The sequence below is a fragment of the Alcanivorax sp. VBW004 genome (genome assembly GCF_009718865.1).
Taxonomy (GTDB): domain Bacteria; phylum Pseudomonadota; class Gammaproteobacteria; order Pseudomonadales; family Alcanivoracaceae; genus Alcanivorax.
The window spans coordinates 2764523-2785085 of record NZ_WNHC01000001.1; the positions used below are offsets into that span (position 1 = coordinate 2764523).

18 protein-coding genes are annotated in these 20563 nt (G+C 58.7%); 17 read left to right on the forward strand and 1 reads right to left on the reverse strand.

Annotated elements, in window-relative coordinates; all coding sequences use genetic code 11:
- Positions 1–126 precede the first annotated feature (126 nt).
- On the forward strand, positions 127–1272 hold the full coding sequence (locus tag F1529_RS12575) for an MFS transporter (RefSeq protein ID WP_155135210.1): 1146 nt from the start codon (positions 127–129) through the stop codon (positions 1270–1272).
- A gap of 28 nt (positions 1273–1300) precedes the next feature.
- On the opposite strand, the gene F1529_RS12580 is transcribed toward F1529_RS12575, so the two are convergent.
- Complete coding sequence (locus F1529_RS12580; protein WP_007150235.1) at positions 1301–2176, reverse strand: LysR family transcriptional regulator; 876 nt, start codon at positions 2174–2176, stop codon at positions 1301–1303.
- A gap of 169 nt (positions 2177–2345) precedes the next feature.
- Between F1529_RS12580 and leuC the strand changes: the two genes are divergently transcribed.
- From leuC to purF, 16 genes are all read left to right on the forward strand, one after another.
- Positions 2346–3764, forward strand: coding sequence for a 3-isopropylmalate dehydratase large subunit (leuC, locus tag F1529_RS12585; RefSeq protein WP_155135212.1), 1419 nt, complete (start codon positions 2346–2348; stop codon positions 3762–3764).
- An 11-nt stretch (positions 3765–3775) separates the two neighbouring features.
- Positions 3776–4420 carry a 3-isopropylmalate dehydratase small subunit gene (gene leuD / locus F1529_RS12590; protein ID WP_155135214.1) on the forward strand — a complete coding sequence of 215 codons (645 nt, stop codon included), beginning with the start codon at positions 3776–3778 and terminating at the stop codon, positions 4418–4420.
- A 21-nt stretch (positions 4421–4441) separates the two neighbouring features.
- Positions 4442–4888: a hypothetical protein gene (locus tag F1529_RS12595; RefSeq protein WP_007148799.1), complete on the forward strand. Its 447-nt coding sequence runs from the start codon at positions 4442–4444 to the stop codon at positions 4886–4888.
- 35 nt (positions 4889–4923) lie between these two features.
- On the forward strand, positions 4924–6000 hold the full coding sequence (gene leuB / locus F1529_RS12600; protein ID WP_007151605.1) for a 3-isopropylmalate dehydrogenase: 1077 nt from the start codon (positions 4924–4926) through the stop codon (positions 5998–6000).
- 78 nt (positions 6001–6078) lie between these two features.
- Positions 6079–7191: an aspartate-semialdehyde dehydrogenase gene (gene asd, locus F1529_RS12605; RefSeq protein ID WP_007150277.1), complete on the forward strand. Its 1113-nt coding sequence runs from the start codon at positions 6079–6081 to the stop codon at positions 7189–7191.
- 20 nt (positions 7192–7211) lie between these two features.
- Positions 7212–8228, forward strand: a complete 1017-nt coding sequence (locus F1529_RS12610) for an aspartate-semialdehyde dehydrogenase (RefSeq protein WP_155135216.1) — start codon at positions 7212–7214, stop codon at positions 8226–8228.
- Positions 8229–8393: 165 nt separating this feature from the next.
- Positions 8394–11588, forward strand: a complete 3195-nt coding sequence (locus F1529_RS12615) for a FimV/HubP family polar landmark protein (protein ID WP_196220402.1) — start codon at positions 8394–8396, stop codon at positions 11586–11588.
- A 190-nt stretch (positions 11589–11778) separates the two neighbouring features.
- A complete protein-coding gene (gene truA, locus F1529_RS12620; protein WP_155135218.1) occupies positions 11779–12582 on the forward strand; it encodes a tRNA pseudouridine(38-40) synthase TruA in 804 nt (267 codons plus the stop codon).
- Between the two features lie 74 nt (positions 12583–12656).
- Positions 12657–13313, forward strand: coding sequence for a phosphoribosylanthranilate isomerase (locus F1529_RS12625; protein ID WP_155135220.1), 657 nt, complete (start codon positions 12657–12659; stop codon positions 13311–13313).
- On the forward strand, positions 13306–14517 hold the full coding sequence (gene trpB, locus F1529_RS12630; protein WP_370457016.1) for a tryptophan synthase subunit beta: 1212 nt from the start codon (positions 13306–13308) through the stop codon (positions 14515–14517). Before F1529_RS12625 ends, trpB begins: the two co-directional genes overlap by 8 nt.
- Before the next feature lie 106 nt (positions 14518–14623).
- On the forward strand, positions 14624–15427 hold the full coding sequence (gene trpA / locus F1529_RS12635) for a tryptophan synthase subunit alpha (RefSeq protein WP_007149825.1): 804 nt from the start codon (positions 14624–14626) through the stop codon (positions 15425–15427).
- Between the two features lie 12 nt (positions 15428–15439).
- Complete coding sequence (gene accD / locus F1529_RS12640) at positions 15440–16321, forward strand: acetyl-CoA carboxylase, carboxyltransferase subunit beta (RefSeq protein WP_007150713.1); 882 nt, start codon at positions 15440–15442, stop codon at positions 16319–16321.
- The gene (locus F1529_RS12645) at positions 16314–17546 is read left to right on the forward strand and encodes a folylpolyglutamate synthase/dihydrofolate synthase family protein (RefSeq protein WP_155135225.1); all 1233 of its coding nucleotides are present in this window, start codon (positions 16314–16316) and stop codon (positions 17544–17546) included. Before accD ends, F1529_RS12645 begins: the two co-directional genes overlap by 8 nt.
- Before the next feature lie 34 nt (positions 17547–17580).
- A complete protein-coding gene (locus F1529_RS12650) occupies positions 17581–18216 on the forward strand; it encodes an SPOR domain-containing protein (RefSeq protein WP_232211675.1) in 636 nt (211 codons plus the stop codon).
- A 182-nt stretch (positions 18217–18398) separates the two neighbouring features.
- Positions 18399–18893 carry a CvpA family protein gene (locus tag F1529_RS12655; RefSeq protein ID WP_007148633.1) on the forward strand — a complete coding sequence of 165 codons (495 nt, stop codon included), beginning with the start codon at positions 18399–18401 and terminating at the stop codon, positions 18891–18893.
- Between the two features lie 11 nt (positions 18894–18904).
- Positions 18905–20428 carry an amidophosphoribosyltransferase gene (gene purF, locus F1529_RS12660; protein ID WP_007148625.1) on the forward strand — a complete coding sequence of 508 codons (1524 nt, stop codon included), beginning with the start codon at positions 18905–18907 and terminating at the stop codon, positions 20426–20428.
- The last annotated feature ends 135 nt before the right edge of the window (positions 20429–20563 follow it).

Below are 20563 nucleotides of genomic sequence, written 5' to 3' on the forward strand. Positions count from 1 at the left end.
AACGCCTGACGCCAGATGCTGGATGCCTGACAAAGATAGAGCGTTGTGCTTAGCGGCTTGGCTGCGTCACTTACGCTGCTTAGAGTCAGGCGTCAGGCTTTCAGCCAAGAGCAAGGTTCCTCTTTCATGCCCTATTATTGGCGCCTTTCCGGCTTCTACTTTTTTTACTTCGGTCTGCTTGGCACGCTGGTGCCGTACTGGTCTCTGTACCTGAAAGATCTGGGCTTCAGTGCGGCTGCCATCGGCGCTCTGATGGCCATTCCCCAGCTCACCAAAATCGGCGCTCCGAATCTGTGGGGCTGGCTGGCTGATCGTAGCGGTCAGCGTTTGCGCATTATTCGTGCCGGCAACCTGCTGGCGGCCATCGTATTCCTGCCCGTGTTCTGGGTGGATACGTTTTGGTCCATGGCCGCGCTGCTGGTGTCTTTCAGCTTCTTCTGGAACGCGGTATTGGCACAGTTCGAAGTGCTCACACTGCAATCTCTGGGTCGCCAGTCACACCGCTACAGCCATGTGCGGTTGTGGGGGTCGGTGGGCTTTATTGTGGCGGTGTTGGTGCTCGGCGAAGTTCTCGACCGGGTGGGCACGGGGGTGCTGCCCTGGGTGCTCAGCGGCCTGTTGTGGCTACTCTGGCTGGGAACGCTGACCCTGCCCGCGGGCAATGCACCGCGAGCGCAAGCTGGGGGGCAGGGGGCATCGGTATGGCAGATTCTGTGTCGCCCGGCGGTAAGTCTGTTTCTGGTGGCGGCTTTCCTGATGCAGCTGTCCCACGGGCCGTACTACACCTTTTACAGCATCTACCTGGAAGCTCTGGGCTTCAGCAAGTTCATTGTCGGTTTGTTGTGGTCCCTGGGCGTCGTGGCGGAAGTCGGGTTGTTCCTGATCATGCATCGCCTGCTGGCACGCTTTCATATTCCCTGGCTTCTGGTGGCCAGCTTGCTGCTGGCATCGCTGCGCTGGCTGATGATTGGCGTCGCTGGCGATTCCCTGTGGCTGTTGGCGCTGGCTCAGCTGCTGCATGCGGCCAGTTTTGGCAGTTTCCATGCCGCCAGTATTGCCTGGGTGCACCGTCAGTTTGGGGAAGCACTGGCGGGTCAGGGGCAGGCGCTGTACTCCAGCCTGGGTTTTGGGGCCGGTTGGGCGGCCGGAGCGGGCTTGTCGGGGTTGTTGTGGGAGCAATGGGGCGTGTTGCTGTTTTTCGTGGCGTCGGTGGTGGCGGCGGTAGCGGCTTCGCTTTTGATTGTCGGTGGTGCTACCCGGTCGCCCCGGTAGCGGCTGGGGTCAGCCGCCTGCCTTTTGTTTAGATAATCTGGCTGCGCAGGGCACGCAAAAAGGCTTTTGCCGCGTTGGACTGGCTGCGGGCCGGGTGCGTGACGACACCCAGCTGGCGCTGGGGCAATGGCGCGTCCACAGGCAGCTGCACCATTCCCCGATCCACCATGGTGGCGGGCAATACGCTCCAGCCCAGACCGATGGACACCATCATGTGAATGGTTTCCAGATAGTTGGTGGACATGGCGATATCCAACTTCAGGTTGTGCTCATCGAACAGCCGCTCCACGATGCCGCGAGTAAACGTGACAGGTGATGGCAGGATAGCGCTGTGATCGGTGAAGGCTTCCAGTGTCAGGTTTTCCTGCTTTGCCAGCGGGTGTTCCGGTGCGCACATGAACACCAGCGGGTCGTTCCAGATGACTTCGCTGTGCAAACGCTCATCCGGCTGCGGGGGCAGGGTGACCACCCCCATTTCCAGTTCCCCGTGCAGAACACCTTCCCAGGCTTCCTCGGAATCAATGAAATGAATGTCGAGCTTCACCAGGGGGTAATCCCGGGAAAACTGGCGCAGAACCGGTGGCAATCTGTGCAGTCCAATATGGTGGCTGGTGCCGATTCGCAATTTACCGCCCACTTCCCCGGATAAATCGTGAATGGCGCGGGCCATGTCTTCCACGTCCATCAGTACCTGGCGTGCACGCGGCAGCAGTGAGCGGCCGGCTTCAGTTAGCTGGATCTGGCGGCCTACACGGTCAAACAGGCGGGCTTCAAGCTGTTGTTCCAGCAGGGCAATCCGTTTGCTGATGGCAGGCTGAGTGATGTACAGGCGCTCAGCCGCGGCAGAAAATGAGCCGGTTTCGGCAACGGCCATAAAGGCGGTTAGCGTTGGGGTGTCGATCATTCCCGGGGCATCCACAGTGTCGGTACGGAGGATAATAATTGGTTATCTTAAAAATGAAAAATATGAATTGGATTTATTGATGGCGTAGTTCTACATTAATTACCAGTGATAAACCAGCCATAGTTGTGACAATACGCTGCGGCACTACGCTACGGTTCAGGAGAAAGGCATGGCAGGCAAGACCCTCTATGACAAATTGTGGGAAGCCCACCTCGTTACCCAGCGCGAAGATGGCTCTGCGCTGATCTATATTGATCGCCAGATCATCCATGAGGTGACCTCGCCCCAGGCGTTTGAAGGTCTGCGTCTGGCGGGCCGTCAGCCGTGGCGGACCAGTGCCAGTGTGGCCACCATTGATCACAACGTGCCGACCACGCCGTTCAAGAGTGCCGCCGACATCGCCGATGACACCTCGCGGATTCAGGTGCAGACCCTGCAAGACAATACCCGTGAATTCGGGATCACCGAATTCGGGATTGGCGATGTGCGCCAGGGCATTGTGCATGTGATGGCGCCGGAACAGGGTGCTGTGGTGCCCGGCATGACCGTCGTCTGTGGTGACTCCCACACCTCCACCAACGGTGCCTTGGCCTGCCTGGCCCACGGTATTGGTACCAGTGAGGTAGAGCATGTATTGGCGACCCAGACGCTGGTGGCCAAGAAAATGAACAATATGCGCGTCTCTGTTGAGGGTGAGCTTGGCCCCGGCGTCACCGCGAAAGACGTGGTGCTGCATATCATCGGCGTGATTGGCACCGCTGGCGGTACCGGGTATGCGCTTGAATTTGCTGGCAGTGCCATGCGCAGCTTGAGCATGGAAGGGCGCATGACAGTCTGCAACATGGCCATCGAAGCCGGCGCCCGCGCGGGCATGGTGGCAGTGGATGATGTGACCATCGATTATGTGAAAGGCCGCCCGTTTGCCCCCAAGGGCGCGGATTGGGACAAGGCAGAAGCTTACTGGCGTACGCTGGTCTCTGATGCCGATGCCCGCTTCGATGAAGAGGTCAACATTGATGCGGCGGACATCAAGCCTCAGGTGTCCTGGGGGACCAGCCCGGAAATGGTTGTGCCGGTGGATGCCAATCTGCCGGACCCGGCGGCGGAAAGCGATGAAGTCAAACGTTCTGGCATGGCCCGCGCTTATGAGTACATGGGCCTGACACCGGGAATGCCGGTGACGGATATCAAGGTGGACCGTGTCTTTATCGGCTCCTGCACCAACTCGCGCATCGAAGACTTGCGGGCGGCGGCGGAAGTGGCCAAGGGCCGCCAGAAGGCCGGTAGCGTCAAGCAGGTGTTGGTGGTGCCGGGCTCTGGCCTGGTCAAGCAGCAGGCGGAGAAAGAAGGCCTGGACAAGGTCTTTGTGGCGGCAGGCTTTGAATGGCGTGAACCGGGTTGTTCCATGTGTCTGGCCATGAACCCGGACCGGCTGGAAGCCGGCGAGCACTGCGCTTCCACCTCGAACCGTAACTTCGAGGGGCGCCAGGGTAATGGCGGCCGTACGCATCTGGTGAGCCCGGCCATGGCAGCAGCAGCGGCGGTGGCAGGCCATTTCGTTGATATTCGCGAACTCGATCAGGCATAAGGAGCAACACCATGGAAAAGTTTGTGCGTCATGATGGTCTGGTTGCCCCGCTTGATCGTGCCAATGTGGACACCGACCAGATCATCCCGAAGCAGTTTCTCAAGTCCATCAAACGGACCGGTTTCGGGCCCAATTTGTTTGACGAATGGCGTTATCTGGACGAAGGCTTTCCGGGCCAGGACAACAGCTCCCGCCCGCTGAATAAAGACTTTGTGCTGAATTTGCCCGCCTATCAGGGAGCCAGTGTTCTGATCACCCGGCGCAACTTCGGTTGTGGCTCCAGCCGTGAGCATGCGCCCTGGGCGTTGATGGATTTCGGCTTCAAGGCGATCATCGCCCCGAGCTTTGCCGATATCTTCTACAACAACTGTTTCAAGAACGGGTTATTGCCCATTGTGTTGTCGGAAGATAACGTGGAAGCCCTGTTTCAGGCTGTTGATGACAAGGAAGGCTACCGGATCACTATTGATCTGGAGGGCCAGCAGGTGATTCCCGAAACCGGGGCGCCGCTGCCTTTCGAGATTGATGAGTTCCGCAAGCACTGCCTGCTGAATGGTCTGGACGAAATTGGCCTGACCCTGAATGAAGCGGAAGCGATTCGTGCCTATGAAAAAGGTCGCATGGAACGCGAGCCCTGGGTTTTTGCCGACCATTAAAAGAATAACCAAGGAGGTTGTATGTTGCGTTTACTTTCGCTGTCGCTGGTTTCGGTATTGATGCTGTCTGGCTGTGCATCCACGGGCATGTACGACGCCCCCACCGGGGAGCAGGCGGCCACGCTGAGTGTGGATAACCAGCTGTCGGCCCCGACAGCGCAGGGCGAAGACGCTGGCTGGCAGATGCCTACCAGTAGCGAAGCCAAGGCATCCCTGTTCAAGGTGGATGGCGAGCGCATTACTGAGCAAGCGGGCGCGCAGAGTGTGCAGATTGAAGCCGGTAAGCACTCGGTGGAAGTGTTTGCCGACCAGGCGGGCATTCTTCGTTTCGGCAAGTTCCGCCACAACTTCGCGCAAGGTGGCATCTATCAGGTTCGCATCAGTGCCGCTGAGGGCAAGAAAGATTACACCCTGGAGCTGGTAAAGGCGTCCGCGCCGGATGATGTTCTGGTAACCAAAGACTTTTAATAGCCCGCAAGGGCGGTAGTAGACAGGAAGCAGTAATGAGCAAGGTGTTGGTGTTGCCCGGTGACGGTATTGGCCCGGAGATCGTGAAAGAAGCGGTCAAGGTGCTGAACGTGGCCAAGCAGAAGTTCGGGCTCGAAGTGGAGTTGGATGAGGCCCTGGTCGGGGGCGCAGCGGTGGATGCGGAAAATGACCCGCTTCCGGAAGGTACGCTGGAAAAAGCCCGTGCCGCAGACGCTATTTTGTTCGGCTCCATTGGCGGTCCGAAATGGGACACCATCGAACGCGACAAGCGCCCCGAGCGTGGCCTGTTGCGTTTGCGCTCGTCGCTGGGCCTGTTTGCCAACCTGCGCCCGGCGATTCTGTTTCCGCAATTGGCGGATGCATCGAGCCTGAAGCCGGAAGTGGTATCCGGGCTGGATATCCTGATTGTGCGCGAGCTGACCGGTGGCATCTATTTCGGTCAGCCTCGCGGTATCAAGGAAGAAAACGGCGAGCGTGTAGGCTTCAACACCTATGTCTACACCGAGTCGGAAATGCGCCGGATTGCGAAAGTGGCCTTTGAATTGGCCATGAAACGTGACAAGCGCGTGTTGTCGGTGGACAAGGCCAACGTGCTGGAAGTCACCGAGCTCTGGAAAGAAGTGGTCACCGAGGAGGCAAAGGCCTACCCGGAGATCGAGTTGTCACACATGTATGTGGACAACGCGGCCATGCAACTGGTGCGTGCGCCGAAACAGTTTGATGTGATTGTCACCGGCAATTTGTTTGGTGACATTCTCTCCGATGAAGCCGCCATGCTCACCGGCTCCATCGGAATGTTGCCCTCCGCGTCACTGGATGAAAATCGCAAGGGCTTGTACGAACCCTGCCACGGCTCGGCACCGGACATTGCCGGCCAGGGCATCGCCAACCCGCTGGCGACCATTATGTCGCTGGCCATGCTGATGCGTTACAGCCTGGAGCGTGGTGATGTGGCTGATGCCATTGAAGCCGCTGTAGAGCGTGTTCTTGATCAGGGGCTTCGTACTGCGGATATCTACACCGAGGGCACTCGCAAAGTGGGCACCGAAGAAATGGGCAGCGCCGTTGCCGATGCTTTGTCACAAGCATGACTGAGGCATGACGCACAGGCGCAACACGCGCATTGATTCACTGATAGAAAGGGCAACCCTTTCAGGAGACAGTTTCTAATGAAGAAAGTCGGTTTTGTCGGCTGGCGTGGCATGGTGGGTTCCGTACTGATGGAGCGCATGACTGCCGAAAATGATTTTGCAGATATCGAACCGGTCTTTTTCTCGACCTCCCAGGTTGGACAGGCTGGCCCGGACGTGGGCAAGGATATTCCGGCCCTGGGCGATGCCAAGAATATTGATGAACTGAAAGCGCTGGACGTGATCGTGACCTGTCAGGGTGGCGATTACACCAGCGAGGTCTACCCCAAGCTGCGTGAAGCGGGCTGGGATGGCTACTGGATTGATGCAGCATCCACGCTGCGCATGCAGGACAACAGCGTCATCGTGCTGGACCCGGTGAACCGTTCCGTGGTGGATTCGGCCCTGGACAGTGGCACCAAGGACTTTGTGGGTGGTAACTGCACGGTAAGCCTGATGCTGATGGCGTTGGGTGGATTGTTCAATGAAGGGCTGGTGGAGTGGGCGAGCGCCCAGACCTACCAGGCCGCGTCCGGCTCTGGTGCACAGAACATGCGTGAGCTGATTGCCCAGATGGGTAAGATTCACGGCGATGTTTCCGACAAATTGGCCGACCCGGCCAGTGCCATTCTGGATATCGATCGCCAGGTGGCGGCAAGCATGCGCAGCGATGCCATGCCCCGTGAGCACTTCGGCTTCCCGCTGGCCGGTTCCCTGTTGCCCTGGATCGACAAGGAAATGGAGAACGGTCAGAGCAAGGAAGAGTGGAAAGCCCAGGCAGAGACCAACAAGATTCTCGGCCGCAGCGGCAACCCGATTGCCCTGGATGGCACCTGTGTCCGTATTGGTGCCATGCGTTGCCATGCCCAGGCGTTGACCGTGAAGCTCAACCGTGATGTGCCCATGGACGAAGTGAACGACATCATTGCCAAGTCCAACGACTGGGTGAAAGTGGTGCCGAACACCAAGGAAGACACGCTGCGGGATCTCACGCCCACTGCCGTGACCGGTACCCTGGGGATTCCTGTGGGCCGTCTGCGCAAGCTGAACATGGGCGGCGAGTTCCTCAATGCCTTTACCGTGGGTGACCAGCTACTGTGGGGTGCGGCTGAACCGCTGCGCCGTATGCTGCGAATTCTTCTCGAGCGCTAAGCGTCAAATAGAGGTAAGTGATGGATCGGTCTATCAATCTGGCCATCGTCGGTGCAACCGGCCTGGTCGGAGAGGCCATCATCAAACTGCTCGCTGATCGGAAATTTCCGGTCGGCGAGCTTTTTGTTTTGGCTTCCGAAAATGGGGCCGGCAGCAAGATCGCGTTTGCCGGCAAAACCCTGACAGTGCGCACCGCCGAGGATTTCGATTTCTCCCAGGTGGAAGTGGCGTTGTTTGCGGCGGGAGCGTCGGTGAGCCAGGCCCTGGCGCCGGCTGCGGCAGAGTCCGGCGCGGTGGTGGTGGATCTGTCACCGGCCTACCGTTATGAGGCGGACATTCCGTTGGTGGTGGCCGATGTGAACGACGAGATGTTGGCCCAGGCCCGGGAGCAAAACCTGGTGGCCTGCGCTGATGCCTCCACGGTTCAGTTGCTGCGCGCCTTGAAACCGCTGACCGAACTGGGGCCCCTGCAGGATGTGGTGGTTACCCAGTTCCAGGCGGCATCCGCCACCGGCAAGGCCGGGGTGGATCAGCTGGCCCAGCAAAGCGTGCGGCTGCTCAATGGCCTGTCTCCCAGTGAGGCGGCTCAGGCGCAAATCGCCTTCAATGTGCTGCCGGTGAGTGGTCAGATTCAGGAAAACGGCTTCACCAGCGAAGAGCTTAAGTTGATGCTGGAAACCCGCCGTATTCTGGCGGATCAGCCCCTGTCCATCCAGGTCACCACGGTGCGTGTGCCGGTTTTTTATGGATATGGGCAGAGTGTCACCGTACGTAGCATGCAGGGGCTGTCGGCAGCGCAATGCCATGCCTTGTGGGATGACGGTGGCGATATGTCGGTGCAGGACAGTGATGATCCGCAAGCCATGTCCCCAGTGGCCATGGTGGAAGGTGAGCCTGTAATGCGACTTTCCCGGGTCCGTGAAGAGATGGAAGCGGGCGGGGCGTTGAGCTATTTTAGCGTTGCCGATAATGTCCGTTGGGGGGCTGCATTGAACGCGGTGAAAATAGTCGAGAAGTTGCTAAAAGACTATCTGTAATGGATACTTACTGACATTATGTGACGCGGTTTCTAGGTTTTGTCTCTGGCCTGAGGCAGAATGTGTGAACGGCGTCATATAGGACAGCTTGCCGCCACGGGTACATCCGTAAGGCCCGCGGGATCGGGCTGAGCGCGGGAAACATAATAAATAAAGGGTTCGACCATGCTTCGAAAACTTGGGTTTGGCTTAACAGCTGTGGCGATGATGGCGCCTGGCGTAGCGGCAGCATTGGGGGTAGGGGAATACCAGCTTAATTCCTATTTGAACCAGCCCCTGGATATGGATGTCTCTCTGCACGAGGTCGGTGACCTGTCTGCAGAAGAAATTCTGGTGAATCTGGCGCCCCAGTCAGAATTCGATGCTGCTGGCGTTGATCGCAGCTATTTCCTCAATCGTCTGGCATTTTCTGTAGAGCTTCAGGAGGGTGACAAAGCCCAACTGCATATTTCTACGGACCAGCCGGTGCGTGAGCCTTACCTGAACTTCCTGGTTGAATTCCTGTGGCCCACGGGCCGATTGATGCGCGAATACACGGTATTGCTGGACCCGCCCAGCTTTGCCGATAGCGCCGTGACCGCTGCGCCGACCATCAGTCGTGTCCCTCAGCCGGTGACGCGCAGCGAACCGACCCCAGCGCCGGCACCCGCACCCGCGCCTGCGCCAACGCCAACCTCCCAGCCTGACAGTACTCCTGAGCCCGCCATCGAATCGGAACCTCAGCAGGTCCAGTCTGCCCCGGCCGTGGCCGATAGCGGTCCCCGCAGCCGTTATACCGTACGTTCCAGCGATACCATGTGGCAGATTGCCCTGAACAATCGCCCCTCAAACAGTGTATCGGTGCAGCAGATGCTGGTGGCGATTCAGGAAATGAATCCGGATGCCTTCATCAACAACAACGTGAACCTGGTGCGTGAGGGCACGGTTCTGCGTATTCCTAACGAGCAGGAAGTGCGCAACATCTCTACCCGTTCCGCCATTGTGGAAGTGGCAGACCAGAACCGCCAATGGCGTGACATGCTGGAAAAGCGTGGCATCCAAACCCCGCAGCGTGCCCAGATTGATGGTTCCCGCCAAGTGGCTGACAGCGATGATGAGGCTGAGGCACCAACCCGTGGTGAAGTGAAACTGGTGGCTCCGGAATCCACTGCCGGTGTGGATGATGGCGATAGCACGGGTTCTGACGAGCAAGGTAGCGCGAATACGGCGGTGCTTGAGAACGAACTGGCGATTCGCGATGAGAGCCTGGATCGTCTGGACCGTGAAAATTCCGAACTGAAATCCCGGCTGAGCGATCTGGAAGCGCAGAACTCCACCAGCGAAGAGCTGCTGCAGCTGCGTAATGACCAGATTACCCAGCTGCAGGAAGAACTGCGTCAATTGCGCGAAGAGCAGGGCGTGGCCTCCCCGGACAATGATCCGTTGATGGAAGAGCCCGCTGAGCCTGAGCTCTCTGCGGACGCCGACGATGCGGCGGGTGATGATGAAGCGAAAGAGTCTATTGCCGCTGCTGATGCGACTCAGCAAGACGATACGCAGGCCGCAGGCGATGACGTTGCTGTTCTGGAAGGCTCCGACGAAGAAGCAGCGGAGCAGAGTGGTGTAACCGATGCCGGTGACGCAGAAGGTTCACAGAGTGCTGCTGACAGTGCCGGTGACAAAGAGGTTGCGGCGGACAGCGCGGTTAAACCGGTAGAGCCGGTGTCCAAGCCTGAGCCAGTGGCGCCTGCTCAGCCGCCGGTTGCCCAGAGTGGCGGCATTGTCGATCTGATCATGGAAAACCTGCTGTACATCGCGCTGGGTTTGCTGGCCATTTTGCTGCTGATTGCCCTGCTGCTGCGCGGCAAGAAGAAAGATGACAATGATGATCTGGATGGTCCGCTGTTTGATGATGTTGACGACCAGCAGGACGATGAATTTGGCCTGAACCTGGATGATGATAACGCACCGACCGTTGCTGCCGTTGATGATGACGCTGACGATGCGGCCCCGGTACAAGGGCAGGGCGGTAGCCAGGATCCGCTGGAAGATGTGGAAGTGTATGTGGCCTACGGCCGCTATCCGCAAGCGGTTGACTTCCTGCGCAACGAAATCAATAAATCACCAGAACGGGCAGACTTGAAAGTGCGTCTGCTGGAACTGCTGAAAGAAATGGGCGACGACGCGGCATTCCAGCAGCAGGCAACCACCTATGCCGGCACCGGTGCCGATGTGGATGCGGCCATTGCCCGTTTGGGCGGTGCGACAGCGCCGGCAGCGGCTCAGGATGATGACGAGCTGTCTCTGGATGATCTGGAGATGGGCCTGTCTTCTGATCTGGGGAACGAGTCTGCCAGCGCGCCGACCATTGAGGCGGAAGCGCCGTCTCTGGAGCCGGAAAGCACGGACGAGTTGGCGGATTTCGATTTTGAGCTGGATTCTGCCGAGGCAGACAACGAAGACGCTACCGTCATGCTGAATGCGGACAGCGAAACATCGTCTTCTTCTGCTAATGCGCAGGATGATGATTTCAGCCTGGATTTCGACAGCGAAGATGACGCGGCAAAAGAACCGCAAATGTCTGACGCAGACAAGCAGTCAATGTCTGCTGATTCGCTGTTGGAACTGGATGATGTGGGCAGCGCGACTCTGGAAGATGACACCGAATTCGGTGATATGAATCTGGATGAAATGAACGCAGAATTCGATGATCTGTCTGCCGAGCCGGCAGCAGACGAAGAGCTGGATCTGTCGCTGGATGATCTGGACCTGTCTGATGAAACAGGCAGCGCCCCGCAGTCCCTCGAAGATGACACCTTGTCAGATCTGGATATCGATCTGGAGCTGGACGAAGCCGAGAAGTCCCTGAGTGGAAGCACCCAGGCGGAAGAGTCACTTGACGATATCACCGCGCTGGATCTGGACGCACCGCAGGAAGATGCGACGCCGGTGGCTGACACACAGATCGACGCGGACGAAGTGGCCGCCGCAGATGATGGCTCCCTGGAAGACCTGTTGGGCGATGACGAGCTGAATCTGGATGACGACCAGACCCTGTCTTTCGACGCCCCTGAAGCTGCCGACGCTGACGTCAGCGATGCGCAGCGGCAGGATGATGCTGTGTCCATCGAGCCGACTGTTGTGCCCGCCGCTCCGGTGGATGAGACGCCGGCTCCATCCAGCGCTGATGTGCTGGCTGATGAGGATGATTTCGACTTCCTGGGTGAAACAGACGAGAACGCGACCAAGCTGGATCTGGCCAAAGCCTATATCGACATGGGCGATAACGAAGGCGCCAAGGATATCCTCAACGAAGTGATTTCTGAGGGTAATGACCAGCAACAGTCCGAAGCCCGAGAGCTGCTCAGTCAGGTGGGTTAACCCCTCTCTCGCTAGGCAAAAAGGGGGCGATGCCTTATGGTATCGCCCCTTTTTTTGTTTTAGTCGAAAGTGAAAAGCGGTAACGCGAGTCGCGCTGGAATAGCGAAGGGGGTTCCTGGCCGCCAGAGGTTCAGGTCGCGTTCCTGCGTTGAACGTTCAACGCGTCACTCAACTCATCTCTGAGGGTTCCATGACACGTATTGCGCTGGGTATTGAGTACGATGGCACTGACTTTCGTGGCTGGCAGACGCAGCAACCAGGTGTACGCACGGTGCAGGAATGCCTGGAAGCGGCGTTATCCAAAGTGGCCAACCACCCAGTGGCCGTGGTCTGTGCAGGGCGAACGGATGCGGGTGTGCACGGTACTGGCCAGGTGGTCCATTTTGACTCGGAGGCCCCCCGTGAAATGAAGAGCTGGATCATGGGGGCCAATACCAATCTCCCGCGGGACGTGACCGTGCGGTGGGCAACGCCGGTGGATGATGCCTTTCATGCGCGCTTTTCCGCAGTGAGCCGCCGTTATCGTTATGTCATCTGCAACCATGCCCGGCCGCCGGCCCTGTTTCGCAACCAGGTGACCTGGAATTATCGACCGCTGGATGTGGCCGCCATGCGTGAAGCGGCTACGTATCTGGTTGGTGAGCATGACTTCACTGCCTACCGCAGTGTGCACTGCCAGGCGAAATCACCATTGAAGACGATGCACAGTCTGGAGCTCTATGAGCACGGCAAAGTGCTCGTACTCGAAGCCCATGCTAACGCGTTCTTGATGCACATGGTGCGTAATATTGCCGGGGTGTTGATGAGCGTGGGAGCGGGCAAGAGGCCTGCTCACTGGGCCAGAGAGGTGTTGGAGGGCCGTGACCGGCGCAAAGGGGCCGCTACGGCACCGCCCTTTGGCTTGTACCTGGTAGACATCGAGTATCCAGACAGCTTTGCATTGCCGAAAGATCCCCTTGGCCCCCTGTGGTTACCGGATGACCTTCAGGCATAATGGTGTAAGTGCAAGATGCCGCACGCTTCATGCAACACGCTACAACCCTTGATTTTTGTTACACTGGAGTACCCATGACCATACCCCGGGTCAAAATCTGCGGTATTACCCGAATTGAAGATGCCCAGGCGGCGGCGAAGGCCGGTGCCGATGCGATTGGTCTGGTTTTCTATGGGCCCAGCCCCCGCGTAGTGACTGCGGCCCGCGCGGCGCAGATCTGCGCCAGCCTGCCCCCGTTTGTTACCACGGTGGCGCTGTTTGTGGATGCCCCCCGTGACGAGATCAGCCGGGTGCTGGCCACCGTGCCGGTGGATGTGCTGCAGTTCCATGGCAATGAAGACCCGCAGTACTGTGATAGTTTCGGGCGCCCCTGGATCAAGGCGGTACGGATGAAGGACGACGTGGATTTGCATGAGTACGCGCAGGCGTACCGCAACGCGTCGGGGTTACTGGTAGATAGCTATGTGCCGGGGCTGCCAGGCGGCACCGGCGAGGTTTTCAACTGGAGCAGGGTTCCGAAAGACCTGCCCTTGCCCGTGGTGCTGGCTGGTGGCTTGCACCCGGAAAATGTGGCCGCGGCTGTGACACAGGTTCGGCCATGGGCGGTGGATGTGAGTGGTGGCGTTGAACAGAAGAATGTTCAGGGCTGCCGCAGTGGCGGCATCAAGGATGCCTCCGCCATTCGCGCCTTTATCAATAGTGTCAAAACACGAGGAGTAGCTGGTGTCTGAACGCCCTGATTTTTCTGCTTTTCCTGACGCGCGTGGCCACTTTGGCCAATTTGGTGGCAGCTTTGTTTCCGAAACCCTGATGGGGGCTTTGGACGAACTGACCGCCATGTATGCGCGTCTCAAGGACGATCCGCAGTTCCGCGCGGATTTCGACTACGACCTGGCCCATTATGTGGGTCGCCCGTCTCCGCTGTACCTGGCAGAGCGATGGTCTAAGCAGCTCGGTGGCGCAAAGATCTGGCTCAAACGTGAGGATCTCAATCACACCGGCGCGCACAAGGTGAATAACACCATCGGTCAGGCGCTGTTGGCCAAGCACATGGGCAAACCGCGGGTAATTGCGGAAACCGGGGCTGGCCAGCACGGTGTAGCTACTGCCACTGTCGCGGCTCGCCTGGGTCTGACATGTCAGGTCTACATGGGGGCTGAAGACGTGGAGCGTCAGAAGCTCAACGTCTATCGCATGAAGCTTCTGGGTGCAGAAGTGATTCCGGTGACCTCCGGTTCGCGGACCCTGAAAGACGCCATGAACGAAGCCATGCGTGACTGGGTCACCAACGTGGATGACACCTTCTACATCATCGGTACGGTAGCCGGCCCGCATCCTTACCCGCAGCTGGTGCGTGATTTCCAGTGCATTATCGGCCGTGAAGCCCGGGAGCAAAGCCTGAAGCAAGCCGGCCAGCTGCCGGATGCACTGGTGGCCTGCGTGGGTGGCGGCTCCAACGCCATCGGTCTGTTTCATCCCTTCCTTAACGACGAGGATGTGGTCATGTATGGCGTGGAAGCAGCCGGTGACGGGATCGAAACCGGCCGTCATGCTGCGCCGCTGAATGCGGGCCGCCCTGGTGTTCTGCACGGTAACCGCACCTATCTGATGGAAGATGACAACGGCCAGATTATCGAGACGCATTCTGTTTCGGCCGGTCTGGATTATCCCGGTGTGGGCCCCGAACATTCCTGGCTCAAGGACATTGGCCGGGTGAACTACGTGGCCGCAGACGACCAGGAAGCCCTCTCGGCATTCCGCGAGCTGACCCAGGTGGAAGGCATTATGCCGGCACTGGAATCGGCCCACGCACTGGCGTATGCCCGCAAATTGGCGCCCACCATGTCACCGGACCAGAACATTGTGGTGAACCTGTCTGGCCGGGGCGACAAGGATATTCTGACCGTAGCCGCCATTGACGGGATCGAATTCTGATTCGATGTCAGGCGGTTGGCTTATAGCGGTCGGTGTCGTGCGGTCAAGCACGACACCGGCCCGGAAAGCCCGGTGGGCTTTCCACTACCTGTTTTAAGGAGCAGAAATGCGTCGTATTGAAAGTTGCTTCCAGCGCCTGGACGGTCAGAACCGCAAGGCACTGATTCCTTTTGTGACGGCCGGTGATCCAGTCAAGGATGTGACGGTGCCGTTGATGCATGCCATGGTGGATGCTGGGGCGGATATTATTGAACTGGGCGTGCCGTTTTCCGACCCCATGGCCGATGGACCAGTGATCCAGCTGGCCTGCGAGCGCGCACTGGCACACAACACCTCCACCCGGGATGTGCTGGCCATGGTCAAGGCATTCCGCGAAACCAACACGGACACGCCGGTGGTGCTGATGGGCTACCTGAACCCGGTGGAAGTCATGGGGTACGAAGCCTTTGCCGAAGCCGCAGCGGATGCGGGTGTGGATGGCGTGCTGCTGGTGGATTTGCCACCGGAAGAGGCCCTGGAGGTGAAGCCGGTAATGGATGCCCATGGCCTGGACATGATTTTCCTGGTGGCACCCACCACCTCGGATGCCCGTATCAAGCTGATTGGTGAGGCGGGCTCGGGCTACCTGTATTACGTATCCCTGAAGGGCGTTACCGGCTCCGCCACCCTGAATGTGGATGAAGTGGCGAGTCGGGTTGAAACAATTCGCAACCTTGCTCAATTGCCCATTGGTGTCGGCTTTGGTATCAAAGACGCTGAATCTGCGCAGGCGGTGAGCCGGGTGGCCGATGGTGTAGTTGTCGGTAGTGCCCTGGTTAACCAGATCGCTGAAAACAAGGATACTCCGGACGCGATTAATGACGCGGTTGGCGGTATTCTCAGCGCTATGCGTAACGCCATGGATCAATAACGGGACCTCTGCATGAGCAATAGCAACTGGCTGGAAAAAATCCTTCCCGCCGTACGTCGCCCCCAGGAAAGCCGGCGCAACAATATTCCTGAAGGGTTGTGGCGAAAGTGTCCGCGTTGCGAAGGAGTGGTCTATCGGCCGGAACTGGACCGCAACATGGATGTGTGTCCCAAGTGCGATCACCATTTGCGTATTGATGCTCGCCGTCGTCTCAAGCTGTTTCTGGATGAAGGCGCGCAAACGGAAATTGGGGCTGAGCTGGCGCCGGTGGACCGGCTCAAGTTCAAGGACTCCAAGAAGTATAAAGACCGTCTGGTGGCTGCGCAGAAAGCCACTGAGGAAAAAGACGCTCTGGTGGTGTTGAAAGGGGCGTTGCACGGCGAGCCGCTGGTGGCCTGTGCCTTTGAATTCAATTTCATGGGCGGCTCCATGGGCTCCGTGGTCGGTGAGCGTTTTGTCCGCGCGGTGAACGTGTGCCTGGAACAGAAGCTGCCGTTGGTGTGTTTCGCCGCCAGTGGCGGGGCGCGTATGCAGGAAGCCCTGTTCTCGCTCATGCAGATGGCAAAAACCAGTGCCGCCCTGGAGAAGATGCGCCAGGCCGGTTTGCCGTTTATCTCCGTGCTGACGGACCCGGTTTATGGTGGCGTTTCTGCGTCACTGGCTATGCTGGGGGATGTCAATGTGGCAGAGCCCAATGCCTTGATCGGTTTTGCCGGCCCCCGCGTGATCGAGCAGACCGTCCGCCAGAAATTGCCGGAAGGTTTCCAGCGCAGTGAATTCCTGCTGGATCATGGCGCAATCGACATGATCGTGTCCCGGCATGATATGCGTGACACCCTCCATCGTTTGCTGGCGAACATGATGGGCTGGTCGCCACTGGCACTGAATGACTGATACCTCTCTGCCTGATTCCTTGGCCGGGTGGCTGCGCCGCATCGAGGCCATGCACCCGGCCGAGATCGAACTGGGCCTGGACCGGCTCCACGGCGTTGCTGCCCGCCTGGCGGTGGCGCATTTTTCCGTTCCCGTGATTACTGTTGCTGGCACCAATGGCAAAGGTTCCACGCTACGTTTAATGACGGCGCTAGCGGAACGCCAGGGCCGCAAGGTCTGCCTGTATACCTCTCCGCACCTTCATGTGTTCAACGAGCGGGTCCGCCTGCCTGAAGGCCTGGCCAGCGATGCGCAGTTATGTGCGGCGTTTGCCCAGGTGGAGCAGGCGAGGGCAGGCGTGCCGCTCACCTATTTCGAATTTACCACGCTGGCCGCGCTCTGGTTGTTCAAGGCCAGCACTGCCGATCTGATCCTGCTGGAAGTCGGCCTGGGTGGGCGGCTGGATGCGGTCAATATTGTTGAACCCGACGTGTCTGTGGTGACGTCCGTAGGGCTTGATCACCAGGACTGGCTGGGCGATACCCGCGAGGCCATCGCTGCCGAGAAGTGCGGCATTGGCCGGGCGGACAAGCCGCTGGTGTTTGGTGAAATGGACTGGCCGGACAACCTTGTTTCGCTGGCCGCAACGCTGGGGTCGAGCCCGGTGTTTGCCGGCCGGGACTTTCATGTCCAGGACCAGGCGTTGGTTCTGTCAGACAACCGACAGTTGCGTTTGCCCGCGCAGGTACGCTTGGGCGCAGACAACCTGGCCACGGCCTGTCAGGCGCTGGCTCTGGTGGGTGTAGAGTGTGGCGATGCGGATGTGGCGGCGGTGGCTGAACTGGGCCTGTTTGGGCGTTGCGAGCAGCAGCACATCGGCGGGGTATCCTGTTGGTTTGATGTGGGCCACAATTTGCCGGCGGTACAGCGTTTTCTGCAGCAGCTTCCGGCCTGTGCCGGGACCCGGCATCTGGTGTTCGGTATGATGGCCGACAAACCCGTTGATGCAGTGATTGGGCTATTCGACGGCATGGCTACCCGGTGGTATCTGGCCGCACCGCAGATTCCCCGTGCGGCACCGACGGCAAGACTGCGAGAGGGGCTGCCTGACACCGCGCAGTACCAGGAATATGCCAGTGTGGCGGCGGCTACTCGCGCCGCGCTGGATGCGGCTGGTGGTGAGGATCAGGTGGTCGTCTTTGGTTCCTTTTATACCGTGGCAGAAGCTCGGGAGCAGGCGCAGTAACGGCGGCGCTAGTGAATGCTGAATGGAGAAACCGGTGGATAATCGAGCGCGTCAGCGCATTGTGGGCATTGTACTGTTACTGATTCTGGCCGGCGCACTGGCTCCGTTCCTGTTCCGTACCCCTGAGCAGGTGCGCAATGCGTTGGATATGCGTATTCCCGAGCCGCCGGAACACAAAACCGTGCTGGTTGAACCCGTAGTGCCGCAGGAGCGTCTGGACACGGCGGACGAGCGTATTGTGGCTGACCGTGAGGCGATTCAGGACGCTGCCGAGCAGCAACTTGGCGACGAGGATGGCGACGAGGACACGCAAACCGTTCCGCAGCAGCCGGAACCGGTCGCACCAGTGAAGGACGATGCGCCAGTGCCGCCGCCGGAAGACCCTGTGACGCCGCCCCAGGTCGACCCCGCTGATGGCCCTGTGCTGGCCGGGTTTGTGGTCCAGACGGGCAGTTATTCCGATGCGGATAATGCCAGCGGCATGGTCGATAAACTCAAAGACGCAGGCTATCGGGCATACATACAAACCGACAGCCATGAAGGGAAAGTGGTGCATCGGGTTATGGTCGGGCCGGAAATTCGCAAAAACGATGCTGAAGCCACCCGGCAGAAGCTGGCCGACGACGAGCGTTTCAAGCTTAAGGGGCTGGTGCGGATTTACGTGCCCTGACGGATGGCCGCCTGTGTGGTTGTGTCCCTGTTTCGTACAGCGGGGAAGCCGGGCATGCATGGGCAAGCGGGTTCGCCTCTGATAAACTGCGCCGTCTGTATTTGCAGGGTGCCATGTCCGCCTTTTCCTGGTCCGGCATTGCCCTTTTTCAGCCCTAACCCGCCGGCGAGAGCACGCTTTACATGAATCTGGCAGACGGCATTATTCTGTTTGTTATCGCAGTCTCCGCACTTCTGAGTGTGCGCCGTGGGTTTACCCGCGAAGCCTTTTCGTTGCTCACATGGGTAGCGGCCTTTATTATCGCGCGCCTGTTCAGCCCGGCCCTGGATATCCTTCTCCAGGAGCAGATCTCCACCCCCAGCCTGCGGGCCGCTGTCGCTTTCGGCAGCCTGTTCGCCTTGACGTTGGCGGTGGGAGCCCTCATCAACCATTTGCTCGGTGAGCTGATCCGCGTCACCGGCCTGAGCAGTACAGATCGATTGATGGGTATGGTGTTCGGCGCCCTGCGTGGGGTCTTGCTGATGGTCGTACTGGTTGCCCTGGGTCGGCATCTGTTTGCCGCTGACCCCTGGTGGCACGAATCTACCCTGGTGCCGCATCTGGTGATGATGGAAGCGTGGACCCGGGACGTTGGCGAGAGTCTTCTCGCCTTTATCATGAATGTAAGCGGCAGCTAGAGGTAAGTACCATGTGCGGCATTGTGGGTATTGTCGGTCATAGCCATGTGAACCAGGGGATCTACGATGCCCTGACCGTTCTCCAGCATCGTGGCCAGGATGCGGCTGGTATCGTGACCTGTGACGGTGATCGTCTCTACCTGCGCAAGGATAACGGCATGGTGCGCGATGTTTTCCGCACCCGCCATATGCGTCGGTTGGTCGGTAACATGGGGATTGGCCATGTGCGCTATCCCACGGCAGGCAGCTCCAGTTCGGCGGAAGCCCAGCCGTTCTATGTAAACTCTCCCTATGGCATTACGCTGGCCCACAACGGCAACCTGACGAATGCGGAAGCGCTGGCCGAACATATCTTTCGTGCCGACCTGCGCCACATCAATACCACCTCCGATTCCGAAGTCCTGCTGAACGTGTTTGCCCACGAGCTGCAAAGCCGCGGCAAGTTGCAGCCGGAACCGGAAGACATCTTTGATGCGGTGGCTGCAGTCCATCAACGGGTGGAAGGGGCCTACGCCGTGGTGGCCATGATCACTGGCTACGGCATCCTGGCTTTCCGCGACCCCCATGGTATTCGCCCGGTGTGCTTTGGCCGCAAGGACACCCCCAACGGACCGGAATATATGGTGGCTTCCGAGTCTGTGGCTTTGTCTTCCCTGGGTTTCCATGTGGAGCGTGATCTGGCCCCGGGCGAAGCGATTTACATCACCGCTGATGGTGAGATGCATACCCGTCAGTGCGCGCAATCTCCGAGCCTGCATCCGTGTATTTTTGAGCAGGTTTATCTGGCGCGCCCGGATTCCATTATCGATGGCATCTCCGTGTACAAGGCGCGTCTGCGCATGGGCGAAAAACTGGCTGAGAAAGTGGAGCGCGAATGGCCGGACCACGATATCGATGTGGTCATTCCCATTCCCGATACCAGCCGCACGTCCGCCTTGCAGATGGCCAATCATCTGGGCGTGAAATACCGTGAAGGCTTTATCAAGAACCGTTATATCGGTCGTACCTTCATCATGCCGGGCCAGCAACAGCGCAAGAAATCCGTGCGCCAGAAACTCAACGCCATCGAACTGGAATTCCAGGGCAAAAATGTACTGCTGGTGGATGACTCCATCGTGCGCGGTACCACTTGCAACGAAATCATCCAGATGGCTCGGGAAGCCGGCGCACGGAAAGTGTATTTCGCCTCAGCGGCGCCTGCAGTGAAATACCCGAACGTCTACGGCATTGATATGCCGGTGGCCCAGGAACTGATCGCCCACGGCCGTACCACCGATGAAATCGGTGAACTGATCGGCGCTGACCGGTTGATCTACCAGGACCTGGATGATCTGGTGGAAACCTGTCAGGAGGGCAACCCGAATGTGGCGTCCTTTGATTGCTCCGTGTTCAATGGTGAGTACCTGGCCGGCAATATTACCCCGGACTATCTGGCCAACCTGGAAGCGCGGCGCAACGACGCGGCGAAAGGTAACAGCGAGAAAACCCAGGCCCTGGCGGATAACGAAATTATCGATCTGCATAATGCTAATTAACGCGGGCACGCAGCACGCAACAAGGCAATGTAGGCGTGCTGCCAGATGAATGAATCCGTCGCTGCGAATCGACTCGGCTTTTTTCGCGTGTAATGATACTTCCTTTGGGCGCAAATCTCTGACGCGTTGTTGCGT

Coding starts and splice junctions, on each gene's coding strand:
- F1529_RS12610 (WP_155135216.1), top strand. CDS start 7,212: ATGGATCGGTCTATCAATCTGGCCATCGTCGGTGCAACCGGCCTGGTC.
- F1529_RS12575 (WP_155135210.1), top strand. CDS start 127: ATGCCCTATTATTGGCGCCTTTCCGGCTTCTACTTTTTTTACTTCGGT.
- truA (WP_155135218.1), top strand. CDS start 11,779: ATGACACGTATTGCGCTGGGTATTGAGTACGATGGCACTGACTTTCGT.
- F1529_RS12625 (WP_155135220.1), top strand. CDS start 12,657: ATGACCATACCCCGGGTCAAAATCTGCGGTATTACCCGAATTGAAGAT.
- F1529_RS12595 (WP_007148799.1), top strand. CDS start 4,442: ATGTTGCGTTTACTTTCGCTGTCGCTGGTTTCGGTATTGATGCTGTCT.
- F1529_RS12655 (WP_007148633.1), top strand. CDS start 18,399: ATGAATCTGGCAGACGGCATTATTCTGTTTGTTATCGCAGTCTCCGCA.
- asd (WP_007150277.1), top strand. CDS start 6,079: ATGAAGAAAGTCGGTTTTGTCGGCTGGCGTGGCATGGTGGGTTCCGTA.
- F1529_RS12580 (WP_007150235.1), bottom strand. CDS start 2,176: ATGATCGACACCCCAACGCTAACCGCCTTTATGGCCGTTGCCGAAACC.
- F1529_RS12615 (WP_196220402.1), top strand. CDS start 8,394: ATGCTTCGAAAACTTGGGTTTGGCTTAACAGCTGTGGCGATGATGGCG.
- leuD (WP_155135214.1), top strand. CDS start 3,776: ATGGAAAAGTTTGTGCGTCATGATGGTCTGGTTGCCCCGCTTGATCGT.
- F1529_RS12645 (WP_155135225.1), top strand. CDS start 16,314: ATGACTGATACCTCTCTGCCTGATTCCTTGGCCGGGTGGCTGCGCCGC.
- purF (WP_007148625.1), top strand. CDS start 18,905: ATGTGCGGCATTGTGGGTATTGTCGGTCATAGCCATGTGAACCAGGGG.
- trpA (WP_007149825.1), top strand. CDS start 14,624: ATGCGTCGTATTGAAAGTTGCTTCCAGCGCCTGGACGGTCAGAACCGC.
- accD (WP_007150713.1), top strand. CDS start 15,440: ATGAGCAATAGCAACTGGCTGGAAAAAATCCTTCCCGCCGTACGTCGC.
- leuC (WP_155135212.1), top strand. CDS start 2,346: ATGGCAGGCAAGACCCTCTATGACAAATTGTGGGAAGCCCACCTCGTT.
- leuB (WP_007151605.1), top strand. CDS start 4,924: ATGAGCAAGGTGTTGGTGTTGCCCGGTGACGGTATTGGCCCGGAGATC.